Below are 19,666 nucleotides of genomic sequence, written 5' to 3' on the forward strand. Positions count from 1 at the left end.
GATGAAATGAGGAACAGCGATTGGCTGACAGAAACAGGATTGCCGTTGTCGGTCTGGGCGAGGTCCACCCGCCCCAGGGTACGAGCCAGCGTATGATGGCCAGTGAGGCCGCTCGGCTCGCCATCTTGGATGCCGGCCTGAGGATCGAGGATATCGACGGAGCGATCGACCTTCGTCGCACCGGCGGTGGCGGAGACCGCGCGACCTACAGCGATACCTTCACTCGGGTGCTCGGTCTGAAGGGGGTGACCTTCTACTTCACGATCGGTCGCGGCGGTGCGCTGGCAGGGCTGGCAACCGCAGCGGCGACCGGCTTCCTCGACCGAGGGCTGGCGAAATACATCGTATGTGTCGCAGCCGTCGATGACTGGTCGAAGGCGGAGCTTTCGAAGAAGCAAGGTCATCGAGGCATGCAGCACACCGAGAAGGAGGGGTACTGGGGCAAGGCTTTGGGAGACCTCCGCGCAGGGAGTCACCACAGCTGGATGGCGGCCAAGCACATGGCGACTTACGGCACTACCAGCGAGCAGCTCGGTGCAATCGCAGTGGCGCAGCGTCAGTGGGCCGGGCTCAACCCGACCGCGAAGATGAACGGGCGCCCGATGACGATCGAAGACCACCAGAACTCCCCGTGGGTCGTGGAGCCCTACCACCGCCTCGACTGCAGTCTGATCTCCGACGGTGCCATCGCGTTCGTGCTCACTACCGAGGACCGCGCGAAGGACCTTAAACAGAAACCGGTGTATGTCTCGGGTCAGGGCTTCGGCGAGGTTGCCGAGGACCTCTGGTGGGAGAAGAAGAATCTCACCCATATGGCGGTGCCAAAAGCCCGGGACCTCGCATTCCAGCAGGCCGGCATCGCGCTCGACGATATCGATGTTGCTCAGCTCTATGACTGCTTCACGGGTGAGGTGCTGCTGCAGCTTGAGGATTATGGATGGGCGGAGAAGGGCCAGGGTGGCGCGTTCGTCGCCTCCGGTGCGACCGCGCCGGGCGGCGGCGGCATTGCCGTGAACACGGGCGGGGGACTGCTCTCGAACTGGCACCTGGGTGACGCAGTCGGCTTCGCGGAGGCCGTGGCGCAGATTCGCGGACAGGCGGGCGATCGGCAGGTCCAGGGTGCCAATGTCGCTCTGTCCACCGGACACGGCGGCGAGCTGGTCTCGCCAAGCCTGTGCTCGATCCACACCACAACGATTCTGACGGGAGAGTGACCACAGTGTCGAATTCAAGCGAGCCGACCGTAATCGTCGATGACAAGAAGTGGCAAAAGCCATTCCCCAATATCGACTCCGACAGCGCCGAGTTCTGGGAAGGGCTTAAGCGGCATGCGCTGCTGTTGTGGACCTGCGACGAGTGTGGTGCGGCGTACTGGCCCAAGTGCTATTGCGTAAACCACGAGAATCAGCCGTTCGCGGCGAACCTGAGTTGGAAGCCGTCGAGTGGCTATGGCCATATTTACTCTATGAATCGCCACGAATACGCATTCCATGCTGGATTCAAAGAAGACGTTCCCTATTTCTACGCGCTCGTTGAACTCGATGAAGGTCCGGTGATCAGCTCCACGATCGTGGGTAAGCAGCCCGAGGGCGCTGTCGCGGGCATTGGGCAACGCGTGCGCATCGTCTTCGAGGACCATCCGGGCGAGGATATGACGCTGCCCCGTTTCGAACTCATCGACTAAGGGGAATCATGCAAGAGCTGGCACGGCGCGCGGCGCCCTTGGAAGATGTTCGAATCACGACGGTGACTATGCCGAAGGAAGATCCGACCTGGCGCTTCGCCCTGGGCGCTAGAGCTGAGTCGGTTGGCATCCTTGTGGAAATCGAGGATGCCGACGGGGCTACCGGTCTCGGTTACGCGTCTGAGGTGCCACACCTCGGTTATCACATGGACGTTATGCTCGCCGTTGTCCGCGAGAAGATCGCGGCGATCAAGGCCATGCCAGGGATGGAGCGCCGTGCCCTCTTGGGAACTCCGTGGCAGCAGTCGCTGCCAGCTCCAGTCCGCTCGTTGTTCGATATGGCGTGGCACGATCTGCTCGCTAAACGCGCAGGGGTTCCGCTCTATCGGCTCTTCGGTGGGCGAGATAATGTCTCACTCCGTGTGAATCGCATCCTCGCCCTCAAGTCCCCGGAGGATATGGCGGGCGTGGCGCGCGGGCTGCTGGCCGAAGGCTACGACTGTTTTAAGATCAAGATCGATAACCAATCCTTGGCGCTCGATGTCGACCGTGTTGCAGCAGTTCGTGGGGCCGTTGGAGGCACGGCGACACTGACCGTGGATGCCAATCAGTCATACAGCCCGAAAGAGGCTGTCGTCTTCGCTAACGCCATTCGTAACTATGACGTGCAGATCTTTGAGCAGCCTGTACCCCAGCGGGACCTTGAGGGGCTGAAGTGGGTGCGCTTTCACACCGACATGACTGTCGAGGCGGACGAAGCAGCCGACTCGCTCACCGCGATCGCTGCGATGTTGAATGCGGATGCCGTGGACGCCGTATCTCTCAAGCTCAGCAAGCTGGGTGGCCTCGATTCTTTGCTGCTTGCCGCCAATCTGTGCGAGTCGCGTGGGATCGCGCATCGCATCGGTGCGCATGTAGGCAGCCGGATAATGAACGCGGCTGCGCTCCACGCGGCAGCGGCGCTTCCGCGACTTGAGCCGCACGCGGAGGTCGGTGAGTTCGCTCGTCTGCTGAATGACGTCGTCACCGGCCTTGACATCGTCGACGGCGCAGTGAAGGTGCCGGTCGAACCCGGTCTCGGCGTTTCCCTTATCCCGGGAACCGTGCTGCGCTGACGGCGCAGCGCACTCAGTCTCAGTCTCAGTCTCAGCCCTTACGGAGGAAAAGGTAAATGCCTACGCTGAAGAGGTCGCTTGATCCGCTAGCCCTGCATGATGTGAAGGTCGTCGCGGTAGTAGGGGCATCCCCTGGAAAACACTACTCGACGAGCGTCATCAACAACCTCGCGGCGTTTGGGGTCTCGAGCCAAGACCTGTTCCTGATCAACCCGAATTATGACGAGATTGACGGTCGGCCAGTTCACTCCGACCTGCGTTCGCTGCCCGTTGCGCCCGATCTTGTCGTTTCGCTTGTCGGCGTGGAAAGAGTTGAAGCGGTCGTGGATGACGCCATCGCTGTCGGAGCGAAGGCCATGCTTGTCATCGCCGACGGTTACTCAGAGATGGGTGCCGAGGGCGACCGCAGGCAAGCAGTGCTGCGCGAACAAGCGGAATCGAACGGACTAGTGCTTCTCGGGCCGAACAGTCTCGGTTACGTGTCGCCGTCGCACAACATCGCACCGTGGGTCGGCGGTAACGTGCCGGCGCGTCTCACGACGGGTAAGGTCGCACTGGCCTTCCAATCCAGCGGCATGCTTAATCTTGTATTGAACCAGGTTGCTCATAGACGGATCGGGCTTTCGTCGGCGGTATCGGTGGGCAACGAAGCTGTCATGGACCTCGGCGATTTCATCGATGCGTTTGCGGACGACGACGACGCCGACGTCATCGGGGTCGTGCTTGAATCGACCTCGCGACCACGACGCCTTGCCGAAGCGATGATGAAGGCGCGCAAGAAGCGGAAGCAGTTGGTGGTGCTGAGCATCGGCAAGTCCGAGCTTGGAATGAAGAACGTCGCATCGCATGCTGGCCGCATGGCGACGTCGGGGGCGGTGTGGGATGCTCTCTTTCGCCAAGTCGGCGCGCTTGTAGTCAATGACCTGACGGAGTTCATGGAGACGATCGCGCTGTTTGGTGCGGGAGACGGCGCGCAATACCGCGGCGGCATCGCCCTCGCAACGATCTCTGGTGGCGATTGTGGTCTACTCAGCGATCTCGCAGAGAATGAGGACCTGCGACTCGCGCAGGTGACCGAACGGACGCAACGCGCGCTGGATGACAGCCTGAGCCGGACGAACATTCTCGCCAACCCGCTCGACTTGCGCAACACTCGTACGTCTGCTCCGGCGGCCTTCGAGGAATCCCTCTCGGCGCTTGCCTCGGACCCGAACGTTGATGTCGTCGTTCTGCGGTTGAACCTCGCGCTCGAACCGACTCCGATGCACATCGAGATGTACAAGAGCTCGGCAGAGATGGTTCGTCGTGCGGGTGCGGAAGTGGTGTTCGTCCAGCGGGTTGCCGAAACAGCATCCGCTGACTGGTACGATCTCTTCGCCGAGATCGGTGTCCCATTCCTCACCAGTTACGACTCGATGATCCGGTCGCTCGCGAATATCCAGCGGCAGGACCGTGCGTTGCCGGGGATGAACGAGGGCGAGAATTTCCCGACGCTGCCTGGCGCCGTGGGAGATGTGCCCGCGGCTGAGCCTCTAGGGTGGGATGACGCCATGTCGTGGCTGGCGAAGAACGGCATTCCGTTCACCAGAGCGGCCAAGATCAATACGAGCGCGGAAGCGGTCGCTGCGGCATCAGACATGACTTTCCCGCTGGTTCTGAAGGGCGTCGTCCCGGGCGTAGCGCACAAGAGCGAGCTCGGTCTCGTTGAGGTCGGCATTGCCGACGAGCAAGCGTTGCGTGACAGCGCAGAGCGAATGATCGTACGGGCCAGGGCGGTCACGGACCTGCCGGACGAGGTTGCACTAGAGATCCAAGAGATGGTGACGGGGGGTCAGGAGTTCTTCGTCGGCATGCACACCGATCCTATTCTTGGACCCGTGATCTCATTCGGGCTGGGCGGGATCTTCCTCGAGGTGCTCAAGGACGTCTCGTATGCCGTCCCGCCGGTGACTAACACCCAGGTGCTCTCGCAGCTGAAGGAGCTCAAGGGATGGCCGCTGCTTGAGGGTGTTCGAGGCACTGGTATCAAGGACTATCAAGCGCTGAGCGAGATGATCTCTGCGATCTCCCGTGCGATCGCTGCGCCGGGCAACCTGGTGACGAGTTTCGATCTCAACCCAGTACTTGTCCGTGATCAGGGCAGGGGTGTGCTCGTCGTCGATGTATACGTTGAGGCCGCAGCGCGCCGAATGAAGGGGGAGTAAAGACATGGTTAAGAATGTTGCAGCAGGAGATTCCGTCGGTATCGTCGGCGTAGGCGCAATGGGCTTGCCCATTGTGAAATTCCTTGCGGACGCGGGCTTCGACGTGATTTGTTCTGATGTGAATCAGGCTAATCTCCGGCAGGCCGTGAAGCGAGGTGGCAGGGCAGCATCCGCGCTGTCGGATCTCTCCGAGTGCCGTGTCGTTCTGGTCTTCGTGCCGACCGATGACGACGTCAGGAGCGTCGCCGCGGAGTTCGCGTTGGTCTCGTCGGCGGAGGATCCGGTCTTCGTCATCCACACATCGGCCCAGTCCACGACATGCCGCGAACTTTACGAGGAGCTCAAGCTCGCCGGGATCCACGTCATCGACGCAGCCCTCACTGGGGGAGTGCGGGGTGCGGGCAATGGCACCATCAGTCTGATGGTCGGTGGAGATGCGGAGGCCATCGATGCGGTCATGCCCGTGCTTGAGCCGTGGACAGCCTTTGTCAATCGACTGGGGCCGATCGGGGCGGGACAGATCGGCAAGACAGTGAACAACATGATCCACTGGGGCGAGATCGTCGCGGTCATCGAGGCGCTCTCTCTCGGCAGCGAACTCGGCGTCAGCCCCGTGGTCATGCGTGAGGCGCTAAAGGTAGGAACGACCGACTCGCGCACACTTCGTGAACTCGAAGACATGAATTTCACCTGGTATGAAAAGGACACCGACAATGCGGTGGCAATGGCCGCTGAGGTCGGGCGTGACCTGGGCTTCACTGAAGTCGTGCGCGGATATATGCGCGAGATCAACGTCGACAACGTCGCGCAGCTTCTCGCAGGGCGCGGCATCGTTGAGTTGACCGGAGAACTTATCACGCTTCGTGATGAGCCTGTGGCGTAAGGCAGCAGCCTTCACTAAACGGGTTTGTTTGGCAAACAACAACAATCTACAAAGGAGTAGACGAATGCGTAAGAAATCTATTGTGATCGGTTTCATGCTTGTACTGAGCATGGGGCTGGCGTCTTGTGCTTCGACGGGCAATGCGGACGCCGGCGGGAGCACGGACGCCGTTGGGAATGCCGACGTGTTCTTGTACGACGGCGACGATCGTCAAGAATACCTGGTGGCGTGCGCTGCCGAAGAAGGCAACGAGGTGCAGTGGTACACCTCGCTGGCCGGTCAGATTCATGACGGAATCATCGAGGGCTTCAACGCGAAGTATCCCGATATCGAGATCGTGACCTTCCGAGGGGACGAAACGGATATTGCTTCGCGTGTGGTGCAGGAGACGAACGCCAACAAGTCCAATGGTGACGTCATTGAGCTGAGTTCAGACGCTTATCGCCAGCTCATCGCGTTTGGTGCCATTGGTGAATTCAATACACCGAGCGCCGGCGACTACTCGGACCGCTTCACGATCAAGTCTGAGAGTGGGGAAATCCAGGGGCTCGGTGATCGGAGTTCGTATGTCGGATTCGCGTACAACACCGACAAGCTCGCCGCGTCCGACGTGCCATCCACTCTGGAAGATTTGCTCAACCCGGCGCTAAAGGGCAACCTGGCGATCACAGATTCGACCACCGGTGTCCGCTTCCTCGGTAACCTGCTGACGAACATGGGCGAAGAAGCCGGCGGTGAGTTTGTTGCGAACCTCGGCCAGCAGGACGTTCGCGTCGAGAGTGTGTCCGGTTCGGCGCTGGCGGGGATGATCGCCTCGGGTGAGGTGACCGCTTCACCGGGAATCTTCCGCAACCACGTGCAGCAGATCGAGGGCGACTCGCCCATTAAATGGATTTCGCTCGAGCCTGTGACGGCGAATGTGGGCTATGCCGGTGTGTTCGTGCAGGCGCCTCACCCGTGCTCGTCCATGCTTTTTCTCGACTTCATCCTCAGCAAAGAGGGCGCCCTGATCTATGACGCCGCCAAGTATCCGCGTCCTGACGCCGATCTTGGGTTCACCTCGTGGGTGCCGGATGAGAGCTACGTCACCGTCGAGGAGTACGAAGAGGCGTCCGTGATGTGGCTGGAGACATTCGACAGCACGTTCCGTTGACCACCGTGGGGGCTCGCGGATCCGGTTCAGCGTGCCCCCACCGCACCCTGTTCGTACAATCTGACGTATTTGAAAGAGTGTCATGGCAACCGACTTGATTCCAACGTCACAACGCATTAACCGGCCGCGGCTCGGGCAGAAGTTCGTGTTCGTCTTCGTCGCCGCCGTATCATGCCTCCTTGTCTTCCCGCCGCTTGTGCTGATGCTATGGACAAGCCTGCACCCTGGTAGTGGAAGCACCCGCGATGGCGCGTTCGGCTTCGAGGCTTTCATCGAGCTCTTTACCGGTGGAGACTTCTGGAAGGTGGCGCAGCAGACCTTTGTCTTCGCCAGCGGTGCGAGTCTGCTCGCGCTCGTGCTTGGCGGGGTGATGGCATGGGGCGTCGCGCGCACCAACATGGCGGGTAAGGGCCTCATTTACGTCGGAGTGTTCCTTTCCTTCGCTGTGCCCGGCATGATTGAGGCGGTGGGGTGGGTGCAGATCTTCGGTCAGGGTGCTGGCATCGCTACGTTGTTCTTCGAGCAAACCTTCGGCTGGTCGCCGATAGCTCAATCCATGTCGATGATCATCCTCTTTCAATCGTTCTCGTGGGCTCCGATGGTTTTTCTGCTGCTGGTCGGACCGTTCAAGTCGATGGACGCAACGCTGGAGGAATCAGCTCTAGCGTCTGGTGCATCACGGTTCACCGTTCTGCGCCGGATCACGGCGCCGATGATGGCGCCGGCGATACTCGCGGTGCTGATTCTTGTAGTAGTGCGTGCTATCCAGGCCTTCGAGATGCCTTTGTTCTTGGGCAGCTCCGCCGGCATCCGCACGTTCACCACCGAGATCTACTCGACGCTGCACAAGAGCTTCAGCCCCGACTATGCCTCGGCGGCGGCGTTCGGAACAATCCTTGTCGTCATCCTGAGCTTCGGACTGTGGCTCTACTACCGGGCGACGAAGCTGAGCAGTAAGTACACGACGGTGACCGGCAAGGCGTTCCGTGCCAAAGAATCGGATCTCGGCCCCTGGCGATGGGTTGCTGGCGTTCTCGCGGCGTTCTGTACCTTGGTGTGGGTTGCTCCGGTGCTGGCAATGATGCTGACCTCGTTCTGGCCGCAGATCGGACGCAACGGGGGGATGGGAAAGTTCACTCTGGAGAACTACATCGCTGTGGGAAAATTTCGCGGTCTTGCTGACGGAATCGTGAACACGCTGACAGTGAGCGTCGTCTCCGCCACCCTCACCGTGCTCCTCTGTCTGTTCGCCACGTACTTCATCGTACGCACGCGGATTCGCGGACGGCAGCTGCTCGACGGCGTGCTTTCACTGCCGATCGTCATTCCGGGCGTGGTGCTCGGTCTGGCATTCCTGATCACCTACCTCCGGGTGCCTGCGGCAATCTACGGCACGTTGTGGATCATTATCTTCGCCTTTATCGCGCACTACGCTCCGTACGCCATCCGTTATATTCAGCCGTCGCTGGTGCAGATCAGTAAGGACATCGACGACGCAAGTCGCGTTGCGGGTGCCAGCGAGATCACGGTGTTCCGACGCATTCTCATGCCGCTGATCATGCCAGCGATCATCGGAGCGTGGATCTACGTGTTCTTCCATGCATTCAAGGATGTGTCGATTGTTGCAATGGTCTACACGGGCAATACGCCCGTTCTGTCGACGCAGCTGCTCGACATGTGGAAGGACGGCACGGGGGGGATGCTGAACGCCTACGGCACCTGTATGACAGTGGGCAGCATCTTGATCGGATTTATTGCGTTTCGGATGGCCAAGAAGTTCGGATTCAATCTCTAGCTCGACGATGAGCTTTACAGCCAGGTGGAAATCTGGTTTTAGGAAGGAACACTTGTGCTTTCGGTAGTGAATCTCAGCAAGCGCTATGACGGCGACAGCGGAGCGCTGAGCAAGAAGGGCGATGCCCCCCCCTTTGCAATTCGGGGCGTTGACCTCGAGGTTGAAGAGGGCGATTTCTTCACGCTGCTCGGCCCCTCGGGGTGCGGTAAATCGACGACGCTACGTTCGATTGCAGGCCTCGAAACGCCGACAAGCGGCGCGATCTCCCTTGCAGGGTCGGCCCTATTCGAGGGTCAGGAGGGGCATCTTCCCCGTGTCAACGTTCCCGTCAACAGGCGTGCTCTGGGCATGGTGTTCCAGTCTTACGCCATATGGCCGCACATGAGCGTGTTCGACAACGTCGCTTTCCCTCTGCAGGTAATGGCCAGAGCGGTGCGGCCTTCCAAGGCAGAGATCACGCGGCGGGTCGATCGCATGCTTGAGACGATGGAGCTTTCGCGGTTCGCTGACAGGCCGGCGACAATGCTGTCGGGAGGACAGCAGCAGCGACTTGCGCTGGGGCGGGCCATCGTCACCGAACCCGATCTGCTTCTGCTCGATGAGCCGCTGTCGAACCTCGATGCCAAGCTGCGGGAATCGCTGAGGTTCGAGTTGCGTCGTCTTCAACGCGAACTCGGCATCACCACCGTTTATGTAACTCACGATCAGGCAGAGGCGCTGGCGCTGTCGAGCAAGATCGCGGTGATGAGCGAAGGCAAGGTCGAGCAGATCGGCACTCCCCGTGAGATCTACACCGAGCCCGCTTCGAAGTTCGTCGCGAACTTCATCGGCACGGCCAACTTCATCGAGGGGCGAGTGCTGTCGGTCGCAAATGGTTTCGTCATCCTCGAAACGTGCCATGGTCAGTTGGAGATCAACACTTCCGCCGATATCGCGGTGGGCAGTGCAGCCATCGCGTCGCTCAGGCCGGAGAGCCTCGAGATCACACCGCGGGGGCACATCTCCGGCAAAAACTTCCTCGATGGGGTCATCGTCGGTCGTGCATACCAGGGGGACTCGATCGACTACATCATTCGCGTCGGTGACGATGAGCTGAAGGCGCGAACCTCGACCGAAGCGAGTTTTGCACGCGGCGAGGACGTCTCGGTGTTCCTCGCCGAAAGCAAGGCGAAGCTTGTGCCAGTCGCGTGATTACGGCGAGGCGTACGCATGGTGAAGATATGAGGCCTGGATGGTTGCGGTGAATTTTCAGGAGCAGAACCCGGACGTGTTGGTCTTGAGGTCTCTCGGAGTTGACATCGGCTCAGCTACTTCGCACCTGACGTACTCGGAGGTAACGCTCAGGCGCGACAGCATGGCCTTGTCGAGCCAGTACGAGGTTTCGTCGCGCGAGGAGCTTTACCATTCGGACATCATGCTCACGCCCTACCTCGACGAGGCGCACATTGATGCCGCTGCGGTGGAATCGTTCATCGCTCGGGAATACGGTCGCCTATTGGAAGCCCATGGCCCAGCCGACACCGGCGTCGTTATCGTCACCGGCGAAGCTGCGAATCGTGACAACGCGCCGGCGCTCGCGCAGACGGTGTCGATGCACGTTGGGTCGTCGATGTGCGTCGCGGCCGGCCCGCACTATGAGGCTTTACTCGCCGCCCACGGCTCGGGAGCAGTTGAGGCGTCAGCGAATGGACGGCGCATCCTCAATCTGGACATCGGTGGGGGGACGACCAAGCTCTCCGTCGTGCAGGATGGTGAAATCCTCTCGACTGCTGCTCTGAGCATTGGCGCGCGGTTGCTCGCGCGGGGTGCCACCGGGCGAGCCGAACGGATCGAGCCGCCCTTGGTGCCGCTGCTGGCTGCGCTCGATGAGAGGCTTGACATGGGCGATGATGTCACAGACGAGCTGCGTCGCCGGATAGCCCACTTGCAGGCCACGCTGCTGCTCGGTGTGATCTTCAAGACGCAGGATCCCCGCGCGCACGATCTCGTCTCTCAGCTGTGGGTGACTGATCCCTTGCCGACAGGGATGCTTGACGACATAGACGCCGTCACTTTCTCTGGCGGTGTCGCGGAGTACATTCTTGGACACAGCGACCAGGACTTCGGTGACCTCGGCATCTTCCTCGGCGAAGAGTTGAAGCGTGGTTTCGAACGCGCGGAACCCCGGTACCCGATCATGGACGATTCGCGGGGGATTCGAGCTACCGTGCTCGGTGCGGGGCAATACTCCATCCGGATCAGCGGCATAACGTCGTTTGTCACTGACGGAGTTCTTCCCCTGGCTGGCCTGAAAGTCGTTGCAGCCGTGGTCGATGATTCCCAGGTCAAGGGTCTGGCAGACAGGTTGTTGGCTGCACGCAACACTTTCGCTCTCGACGATGTCGGCGTGCGGCCGTGCTACGCGCTGGTGTTCGACGGCCAGCCTGATTACTTCCTGCTCAAGGATGTCGCACGGGAACTGTTGAAAATTGCGCACGTGGGTTCACCGCTCGTCGTTGCCCTTAACGCGGATGTTGCATTCGCTCTCGGGGTCATCATCACTGTGGAGTTGGGTTGGACAGGGGAGTTGGTCGTGCTCGATGGCATCTCCGCTGGCGACCTGGACTACGCAGACATCGGTGCCGCGCTCGGGCTCGTCGACGCGATTCCGGTGACTTTGAAATCTTTGACATTCATGACTCGGAAACAGACCGGGCTGACAGTGGTCAGCCGATGAAAGGAAACCCTGAAATGACGAACACGACAGAGCCATCGCCGCGCACGCGGTTTGTTTACGACGAGTGGATTGAATCGGTGGGGGTCCCGATCCACACGGGCTTCTATATCTCGGACTTGCGGACGATTGAGTTGGGCTGGTGGGAAGAGCGCGGATGCCAGACCGGTTTCGTGCAGCTTGAGGGGCAGGAGGGTGTGAGCGAAACTAGAATCACGGAGATTCCGCCCGGGGAAACCCTGCCCTCATACTCCATTGGACTTGATGAGGTCGTGTATGTCCTCAAAGGCAATGGCGCGACTCTGGTGGAAGACGGAGACGGGCACAGTGATTCGTTCGAGTGGAACACTCGGAGCATGTTCCTGGTTCCCGCACACGCGAACAGGCGGTTCCGAAACCTCAGCGGGGAGAGCGTGCGTCTCATTCACTACACCTATCTTCCGCTCGCACTGTCGGTCGTCACTGATCCGGACTTCTTCCTGAAGAACCCGTATCGTCCCGCTGGAGATAACGGTTCTGACAAGCCAACGGCCTTCGGAGACGCGGCGAACATCGCGGGTGGTGAGGGATACCGTTGGATCAATGGTCAGCGCGGTAAGGGGGTGGCGTACTGGTATGGACGCTTCTACCCCGACATGAGCGCATGGGATCGGCTGGACTCGAACAGCGAGCGTGGTGCTGGCAGCAAGACAGTGCGCATTCAGTTCGCTGGTACGGATATGAGCGCGCATATGTCGGTGTTTGCTCCTCAGACGTATAAGAAGGGACATCGCCACGGGCCTGGGCGCGCCATTCTTATTCCGAAGGGCGAGGGCTACTCGCTTATGTGGAAGGAAGGGGAGGAGAAGGTCGTCGTGCGCTGGCAAGAGGGGTCGATGTTCGTTCCCCCCAACCGCTGGTTCCACCAGCACTTCAACGTCGGGTTGGAGCCTGCCCGCTATCTCGCCATTCACCCGCCGATTCAGCTGAACGGTTACACCGAAAAGGTCGTAAACGCGAACGATCAGGTCGAGTATGTCAACGAAGACCCATCGATCCGGGCGATGTTCGAGGAGGATCTCGCGCAGCGTAACCTCACCTCGCTGATGCCGGACGAGGCATACACCGATCCCTCGTTCTCTTGGTCGTAGAGCGGCTGCTCTGAGGCATCCATGACCCTCCCCGAGATACTCAGGAACCGAAGCTTCAATCTCTATTGGGTTGGCGTCATCGTTTCCGAGATCGGCACGCGCGGGACCACTGCCGCCATCCTGTTTCACGTCTACCAACTGACGGGATCGTTTGTGCACACCGGTCTCGTTGGTGCCGCTCAGGGGGTCGCAATCCTCGTGCTCTCGCCGCTCGGTGGAGTGTACGCGGATCGCCTCGACCGAAAGCGACTCCTGCAGGCCACACAGTTCGCGGCCATGCTGGTCGCCTTGGGGCTTGCGATCGTGACCGCCACCGGTGTGGTCACGATCTGGGCGATCTACTTCGCCGTCGTCCTGCTGACGGCCGCCGCAACCTTCGACTCCCCCACGCGAGCTGCGATTATCCCTGCGCTCGTCAAACGAGAGCAACTGCCGCAGGCGTTCGCGTTGATCAATCCATCCCGAGCGCTTGCGGTCCTCGTGGGCCCAGGCCTCGGTGGCGTTTTCATCGCATTCGGTGGCGCGCAGCTGATGTACACCTTCGACGTGCTGTCATATCTCGCGATGGTGATCGCGCTGTTCTTCATCAGGATCCCGAAGCTGCCCGGTGCGCCAAAGCACGAGACGATCCTTAAGCAGATCAAGGACGGCTTCATGTTCATCAAGGGGCGCAAGATAATTTGGATGTTGATGTCGCTCGACTTGTCTGCGACGCTCTTCAGCGCCTACCGTGTTCTGCTGCCTGCGCTCGCGACGGACGTGTTGAAAGTAGGTGGAGTCGGCTACGGAGTGCTGGCGGCTGCACCCTCTGCTGGCGCGTTACTGGCCTCGTACACGATCTTCAGGCTGATGACGCGCAGTGACAAGCTTGGTTGGATCCTGCTTTCGATGACATCGCTGTATGGCGGGGCCGCGATCCTGCTGGCGCACGCAGGCCTGTTCTGGGTGGCACTTCCGGCCTGTCTGCTGCTCGGTGCCTTCGACGCGGTCACCACAACCATCAGGCACGCGGCTGTCCAGCTTGAGACGCCGGACGAAGTGCGCGGTCGGGTGACGGCCCTTTATCAGATGGCGTCACGCGGCGGGCCGGCCCTCGGCGACGCGCTGATGGGCAAGGTGGCATCGATGCTGGGCCCGGTCGGGGCGCTCACAGCGGGTGGGATATTGACCGCCGTCTCGGCGATCGCGTTTCTGCAGCGGGCAAACATAGTGCGCGAGTATGCCGGCGCAAAGGTGTCCTCGCGCTAGCGAGAGACAAAAAAAGTCAAAGAAAGGAAACACAATGGCAAAGGACGCGTTGGTCTCTGAGGACCTTGCGAAGAAGTTCAAGACAGAGAAGGACAGCCCCTACGTGCGCTGGGTCGCTGCCGAGGGCCTAGATATTATCGCTGCTCATTACGTCGAGGACCTGAAGACGGTGGAGTTAAAGGACTGGGCGCGGCGGGGTGGCCGTGGTGTGTACATCAATCACGAGGCATCACGCACTTCGAACGACTGCTATGTCGCTGAGATTCCAGCCGGCGGAACATTCGCTCCTCAGCGCCAGCTCTTCGAGGAGATGATCCTCGTCCTCGCCGGCCACGGCTCCACCGCCGTTTGGAACGACGAAGGCAAGAAAGTTGCTTTCGAGTGGGGCCCCGGCTCACTGTTCGCGATCCCGCTGAACACGATCCACCAGCACTTCAACGGCTCGGGTTCCGAGGTCGCGCGCTTCGTCTCCTCGACGAACGCCCCAGGCATCATCAATATGTACGACGACCCGGAGTTCGTTTTCAAAACATCATACGACTTCCCAACTCGCTTCAACGGCGAGCCGGACTACTTCGACAACAAGGACGAACAGGACGGCCTGCTGCTGAAGACTAACTTCGTGTGGGACTCGATCGGTCTCCCGCTCATCCCGGCAAAGGAACGTGGTGCCGGTGGCGGTCACATCCGATTCACCATGGCACGCGGCTCGATGAACAGTCACATCTCGGAGTTCCCTCCCGCGACCTACAAAAAGGGCCACCGTCACGGCCCGGGTGCGCACGTCATCATCCTCTCAGGGGAGGGCTACAGCCTAATGTGGCCGGAGGGCGAGGAGCCGCGCCGCTACGAGTGGCACGCGGGTTCTATGATCGTTCCACCGAACCTTTGGTATCATCAGCACTTTAATACAGGCACCGAGCCGGCACGGTATCTGGCCTTCAAGCACGAGGTGGTTTCAATCCGAAACGCTCAGGGGGTGCCGAAAGCCTGGATCAGCCAGCGCGTCGGCGGCGACCAGATCGACTATGCCGACGAGTCATCAGTTGTGCGCGACACCTTCACGACGGAGCTTGCCCAGATCGGTCTGAAACCGCAGATGGACGCCGTCTACGAGGCGGAGCTTGCCGATCTGCCGCCTAAGCCGTAAGGAACAACGCTGTGCACGTCCACGCTGACACCTCTCACTCGCACGCCACAAAACCCGAGGTCGCGCTTAGGCGGAACGGACTCGACGATTCCGGGTCCGATCACGATCATGAAGGCCACGATCACGATACCGAGTTGGACGGACAGGATCTGGCCATCGCTTTCGCCGATAACCCGATTTGGCAGCGTGACAACGTTGAGATGCTCAGCGTGGGCGTGGATATCGGCTCGGCGGGAACGCAAGTTGCATTTTCGCGACTCGTCCTGCGTCGAAAGGGGGAGGACCTAACTTCACGCTACATTGTCGTGGAGCGGGATACGCTCTACCGCTCCGCACTCCACCTCACGCCGTTCGCGGCCGATCTTACGATCGACGCGGCGCGACTGGGCGGCCTGCTCGACAAGGCGTACGCCGAGGCAGGACTTGCGCCAGAAGACATCGACACCGGCGTGGTCATCCTCACCGGTGAAGCACTGCGGCGCGAGAACTCCGAGGCGATCGGAACTGTCATTGCCGAGCGAGCAGGCGACGTCGTCTGCGCTACGGCCGGGCACCATATGGAGGCGATGCTGGCCGCGTACGGCTCGGGTGCGGTGAAGTCCTCTCACGAGGGGGGCCTGCGCGTTCTGAACGTCGACGTCGGCGGGGGAACAACAAAACTCAGCCTGATCGAGTCCGGCCAGGTCCGCACCACGGCGGCTCTGCATGTGGGCGGTCGCCTGCTGGCCCACGAGGACGGTGTTATCACGCGGCTGGAGCCCGCCGGTAACGTGCACGCGGCGCAGGCAGCCCGAGCGCTGGCCCTCGGAGAGACTGTCACATCCGACGAACTCGACCTCATTGCGGAGAAGATGGCGGAGACTGTCTTCACCCTGTTGCAGGGTGGCGGGGACCAACAGCTGTGGCTGACTGACCCGCTCGTAGTCGAGATCGAATCGCTCGACGGCCTGGTGTTCTCGGGCGGCGTGGGAGAATATGTCTACCACCTAGAGACCAGGGACTTCGGAGACCTCGGCTTACGGCTCGGGCATGCGCTGCGCAGGCACGTCGACCGGCTCGGACTTTCACTGCTGGAGGCGGCAGAGCGCATCAGAGCCACAGTTCTGGGTGCCTCGGAGTACAGCGTGCAGCTCTCGGGCATCACCACCCATCACGAAGACGCCGATGTGTTGCTGCCGCGACGCAACCTGCAGGTCATCGCGCCGCAGTATGTACTCTCCGACGACCCGCAGTGTGACGTCGACGCGCTGGAGATCGCCACGGCCGTCCGGAGTCGGTTGGCCGCCTTCGGAATTGGCCCCGACGACGATATCGCGGTCGCGCTGATATGGAGCGGATTTCCTACCTACCAGCGTCTGCGCTCGCTCGCGGTCGGCGTGCGTGACGGGCTAGCGGAGCGCATCCAACAGGGGCTTCCAACCATTCTCGTGCTCAACGCCGATGTCGGACTGACATTGGGCCGCATGCTGCGCGAGGAACTCGGTGTGACCAGCGGTCTGTTGGTTCTCGATGGGCTGAACCTCCGCGATTTCGACTACGTCGATCTCGGGCGTCTACGTCAGCCCTCCGGTACCGTGCCCGTTACGATTAAGTCGCTGGTTTTCGGCGACCGGATGATCGGCTGAAGCCCGTGAGCGGTCGCTTCAGCACCCGCGGCATGCCGGGCCGCGAGGGTGACTCACTCGGCTGGTGCACAGGAGAGGCGTCATGAGGCTGCGAGGGGCCGGGGGGCCCGACCAGCAGGATCTACTCGCCGGGACCACAATCTTTCTGTTCTCGACATCGTTGAGCATGGCGATGGTTCTGGTGCCCCTTGTCGCCGCCGCATCCGGTTACAGCTTGGCGGCGGTGGGATTCCTTGTTGCCACAGCCGCGGTGACGCAGATTATTGCCCGCATGGGTATGGGGCCGCTCATGGACCGCGTCCCGACGAAGTTCTTTCTTATTCTGGCACTTGGTGTGATCCTGGCATCGTGCCTGCTCCTCGGGCTAAGCGACGAGCTGTGGGTCTTCGTGTTATCACAGTTGCTGCAGGGCGTCGCGCGCGCGTACTTTTTCACGGGCTCACAGATGCACGTGGTGCGGGGCAAGCGTTCGGCGGTCTCGGCGCTCTCCCTGATGAATGTCACCAACGGCACCGGCCAACTCATTGGCCCGGTACTTGCCGGAGTCATCGGGGGTGGCTCGTTGCAGACGGCATTGCTGATCGCGGCCGGCATCGCGGCGGCGGCGATGCCAGCAGCGATGACGCTCACTCGGTATGACCCATTCGCCCGGGGCAAGCCGACCGCGGGTGAGCGCGAACGACCGGTGTGGTTACAGCCCGGCGTAGTGGCCGCGGGATGGATGGGAGTTTCAGCTGGAACGTGGCGCTCGATAACCATCTCCTACCTGCCTCTGGTGCTGACGGATGCCGGCCATTCCATTCCTGTAGTCGGGATCTTGTCCAGTCTTGCCAATCTCGCCGCGCTGCTCGGATCGTCGATCGCGCACCCCGTGCGTCAGAGAGGGGTACGTGCTTCCGCGGTGCTCAGCACCTTGCTCGCGATCGGCGGCATCACGGCCGTCTCCTTCGTGGCGTCGTCACTGTGGCTCGTCGGCCTGTTTCTCTTCATTTCTGGAGTAGGCGGTGGACTGCTGCAGACTCTCGGGCCCACGCTCGCCTCGGAGGCGGTAGGTCCCGAGGACCAGGGCCGATCGATTGCCGCGGCCGGAACCTACCGTGCGGTGGCGATGTTCGTCGTTCCGATGGGCATTGGAGCGCTGGTGCTCGTCCTGCCAACGGTCGCGCTCGCAACGGCCATGGTTGCCACGGTGGTTGGCCTGCCCGCCGCGCTCATCCGTCTACGGGGGCGGTGAACTGCGGGTGTTCGTCGGCTCCTGAGGTTGCGCCGTTTGTTCAGGATTTTCTACACTCCATCACCGCAGTGCGCGCGGCGAGGTGATTCTCGAAGTGGTGCTGGTCATACATTTCCGTCTTCATGCGCGAGTAACAAGACTCCGCAACTGCGCTATCCCCGGTCAGCAGCAAGAAAGTCTTACAGACGGTTCATTCCGAGTGCTGGGACGTTTCGGTGGTGGAGCTGACCTCCGCGAGCACGGCGGCGTACCCGTGGGAGTTTTTCGCCCGCGAATGATGCGGGTGGGCAGTCGGCGTGTCCTGGAGCGCTCAGGCCTCCCCCTGTTCGATTCGGGCGATCTGTGCGACCCGCTGTGCGTGAACGCCGCCTTTGAAGGGCGTGGCGAGCCAGCGGTCGAGCAGAGCGAGGGACGTCTGCTCGTCGGTAATTTTTGCGCCGATCACGATCACGTTCGCATCGTTGTTGCCGCGCGAGATGTCGACTGCGAACTCGGAGTATGCCAGACCGGCGCGGACTCCGCGAACTTTGTTGCACGCGACGACCTCGCCCTGGCCACTGCCGCCGACCACGATTCCGAGATCGGCCTCCCTTCGCGCCACGGCCCGGCCGACGGCCGCGCACAGCGGAGGATAATCAACGGGGCCGTCGTCGCGCTGGGTCAGGTCGGAGACCTCGTGACCCCGCGCGGTCAGGACGGTCACAATCCGATCGATCAGTGGAATGCCGTTGTGATCCCCGGCTATCGTGATCCGCAGGGTCATCCCCGGAGCTCCAACGTGTCGACTGCGAACAACTCCTCCAGCGATGGACGACGACGGATGATGTGCTGACGCACCGCGTTATCGATGAGCTCCTCGAGGGTGGCTCGGTTTCCCTCAAGGCCGTAGGGTAACGGATCGGCACCGGTGATCCGCGTCACGCGGGCAAGGACTCGGTTCTGGCGGCTGTCCGTCGGCAGATCGGTCAGCTGCGCTGTGTAGATGCGCTTCGCCTCCGCAAAGGCCTCGAAGACCGCATGAGCGACGTCAGAGTTTGAGGCGAGCAGCTCGTCGCGCACGACGATGAGGTGATTGATCGGAAAGATTCCGCGCTCGCGCAACACCTCCGCCGCGGCTCCATCGGGGTCGCTGAACAGCGGAACGACGTCGGGGTGGCTGATGCCCGCCCCGACGACGGCGTCGAGCTCTCCGGCAAGCAGCATCTCCTCCAGCGTGGTGCCCTCGGGCGCTCCGATCACGTTGGCGGGCGGTGCGTACTCGGCGACGTGCTCTTCGCCTGAGCACACCCATGTGACCGATTCGAGGTCCAGGCCGTTCGCCGCGAGAGCGGCGCGTCCCCACACGCCGGTGGTCACGGTGTAGCCGCGGTTCACGCCGAGGCGACCGCCGGCGAAGTCGGCGATTGGGCGGTCGCTGCTCGAGCGGAGCGTCTGGGTCGCACCGTGGTGGAAGTCTCGCACGAGGAAGATCGGCAGCGCGGTGAAGGCCACGTCATGCTCTTTCGCCGTGATGTAAGTGGTCAGCGCCATCTCAGCGACATCGAATTCGAGGTTGCGGACCATCTTGCGGAAGCCCTTGACCAGAACCGGTTCATCGGCAAAGTCGAACTCGAAGCCAGGGGCGATGACATCGCCGTCGATCAGCGCGCGGTTGGCGCCCTGGGGGCGGGTGAGAGTCGAGAGCCTCATGGATCCTCCGTGTGTCGAGTGAATCGTTGGGACATGCTGACGT

16 protein-coding genes are annotated in these 19,666 nt (G+C 61.3%); 14 read left to right on the forward strand and 2 right to left on the reverse strand.

The features are described from left to right. Nucleotides 1-20 precede the first annotated feature (20 nt). The 14 genes from CXY77_RS02975 to CXY77_RS03040 all read left to right on the forward strand — a co-directional run bounded on the left by CXY77_RS02975 (nucleotide 21) and on the right by CXY77_RS03040 (nucleotide 17,934). On the forward strand, nucleotides 21-1,214 hold the full coding sequence (locus tag CXY77_RS02975) for a thiolase family protein (protein WP_140425467.1): 1,194 nt from the start codon (nucleotides 21-23) through the stop codon (nucleotides 1,212-1,214). A gap of 5 nt (nucleotides 1,215-1,219) precedes the next feature. Beyond that, entirely contained in the window at nucleotides 1,220-1,684 is a 465-nt protein-coding gene (locus CXY77_RS19840) for a Zn-ribbon domain-containing OB-fold protein (protein WP_140425468.1), read from the forward strand. 8 nt (nucleotides 1,685-1,692) lie between these two features. Further along, complete coding sequence (locus tag CXY77_RS02985) at nucleotides 1,693-2,799, forward strand: mandelate racemase/muconate lactonizing enzyme family protein (RefSeq protein WP_104129630.1); 1,107 nt, start codon at nucleotides 1,693-1,695, stop codon at nucleotides 2,797-2,799. 56 nt (nucleotides 2,800-2,855) lie between these two features. Further along, a complete protein-coding gene (locus CXY77_RS02990) occupies nucleotides 2,856-5,003 on the forward strand; it encodes an acetate--CoA ligase family protein (protein WP_104129631.1) in 2,148 nt (715 codons plus the stop codon). Nucleotides 5,004-5,007: 4 nt separating this feature from the next. Continuing rightward, nucleotides 5,008-5,886 carry an NAD(P)-dependent oxidoreductase gene (locus tag CXY77_RS02995; protein ID WP_104129632.1) on the forward strand — a complete coding sequence of 293 codons (879 nt, stop codon included), beginning with the start codon at nucleotides 5,008-5,010 and terminating at the stop codon, nucleotides 5,884-5,886. Nucleotides 5,887-5,950: 64 nt separating this feature from the next. Further along, nucleotides 5,951-7,039, forward strand: coding sequence for an ABC transporter substrate-binding protein (locus CXY77_RS03000; RefSeq protein ID WP_158252761.1), 1,089 nt, complete (start codon nucleotides 5,951-5,953; stop codon nucleotides 7,037-7,039). A gap of 82 nt (nucleotides 7,040-7,121) precedes the next feature. Continuing rightward, complete coding sequence (locus CXY77_RS03005) at nucleotides 7,122-8,834, forward strand: iron ABC transporter permease (protein ID WP_104129634.1); 1,713 nt, start codon at nucleotides 7,122-7,124, stop codon at nucleotides 8,832-8,834. A 66-nt stretch (nucleotides 8,835-8,900) separates the two neighbouring features. After that, nucleotides 8,901-10,025: an ABC transporter ATP-binding protein gene (locus CXY77_RS03010; protein ID WP_199181864.1), complete on the forward strand. Its 1,125-nt coding sequence runs from the start codon at nucleotides 8,901-8,903 to the stop codon at nucleotides 10,023-10,025. A 40-nt stretch (nucleotides 10,026-10,065) separates the two neighbouring features. Further along, complete coding sequence (locus CXY77_RS03015) at nucleotides 10,066-11,550, forward strand: ethanolamine ammonia-lyase reactivating factor EutA (RefSeq protein ID WP_104129636.1); 1,485 nt, start codon at nucleotides 10,066-10,068, stop codon at nucleotides 11,548-11,550. Nucleotides 11,551-11,564: 14 nt separating this feature from the next. Beyond that, the gene (locus tag CXY77_RS03020) at nucleotides 11,565-12,677 is read left to right on the forward strand and encodes a cupin domain-containing protein (protein WP_104129637.1); all 1,113 of its coding nucleotides are present in this window, start codon (nucleotides 11,565-11,567) and stop codon (nucleotides 12,675-12,677) included. Nucleotides 12,678-12,698: 21 nt separating this feature from the next. Next, the gene (locus CXY77_RS03025; protein ID WP_104129638.1) at nucleotides 12,699-13,925 is read left to right on the forward strand and encodes an MFS transporter; all 1,227 of its coding nucleotides are present in this window, start codon (nucleotides 12,699-12,701) and stop codon (nucleotides 13,923-13,925) included. A 34-nt stretch (nucleotides 13,926-13,959) separates the two neighbouring features. Beyond that, the gene (locus CXY77_RS03030) at nucleotides 13,960-15,075 is read left to right on the forward strand and encodes an ethanolamine ammonia lyase-activating protein (RefSeq protein ID WP_104129639.1); all 1,116 of its coding nucleotides are present in this window, start codon (nucleotides 13,960-13,962) and stop codon (nucleotides 15,073-15,075) included. 134 nt (nucleotides 15,076-15,209) lie between these two features. Next, the gene (locus CXY77_RS03035; RefSeq protein ID WP_199181865.1) at nucleotides 15,210-16,700 is read left to right on the forward strand and encodes an ethanolamine ammonia-lyase reactivating factor EutA; all 1,491 of its coding nucleotides are present in this window, start codon (nucleotides 15,210-15,212) and stop codon (nucleotides 16,698-16,700) included. Nucleotides 16,701-16,782: 82 nt separating this feature from the next. Further along, nucleotides 16,783-17,934, forward strand: coding sequence for an MFS transporter (locus CXY77_RS03040; RefSeq protein ID WP_104129640.1), 1,152 nt, complete (start codon nucleotides 16,783-16,785; stop codon nucleotides 17,932-17,934). A 310-nt stretch (nucleotides 17,935-18,244) separates the two neighbouring features. Here CXY77_RS03040 and CXY77_RS03045 read toward each other — a convergent pair whose 3' ends face one another. Together CXY77_RS03045 and CXY77_RS03050 are read right to left on the reverse strand one after the other, a co-directional pair. Continuing rightward, complete coding sequence (locus tag CXY77_RS03045) at nucleotides 18,245-18,697, reverse strand: RpiB/LacA/LacB family sugar-phosphate isomerase (RefSeq protein ID WP_199181866.1); 453 nt, start codon at nucleotides 18,695-18,697, stop codon at nucleotides 18,245-18,247. Then, nucleotides 18,694-19,623: a 4,5-dihydroxyphthalate decarboxylase gene (locus CXY77_RS03050; RefSeq protein WP_104129641.1), complete on the reverse strand. Its 930-nt coding sequence runs from the start codon at nucleotides 19,621-19,623 to the stop codon at nucleotides 18,694-18,696. The genes CXY77_RS03045 and CXY77_RS03050 overlap by 4 nt, the downstream gene beginning before the upstream one ends. Nucleotides 19,624-19,666: the final 43 nt, after the last annotated feature.

The sequence above is a fragment of the Cryobacterium sp. N21 genome, from assembly GCF_002929575.1.
GTDB lineage: Bacteria > Actinomycetota > Actinomycetes > Actinomycetales > Microbacteriaceae > Cryobacterium > Cryobacterium flavum.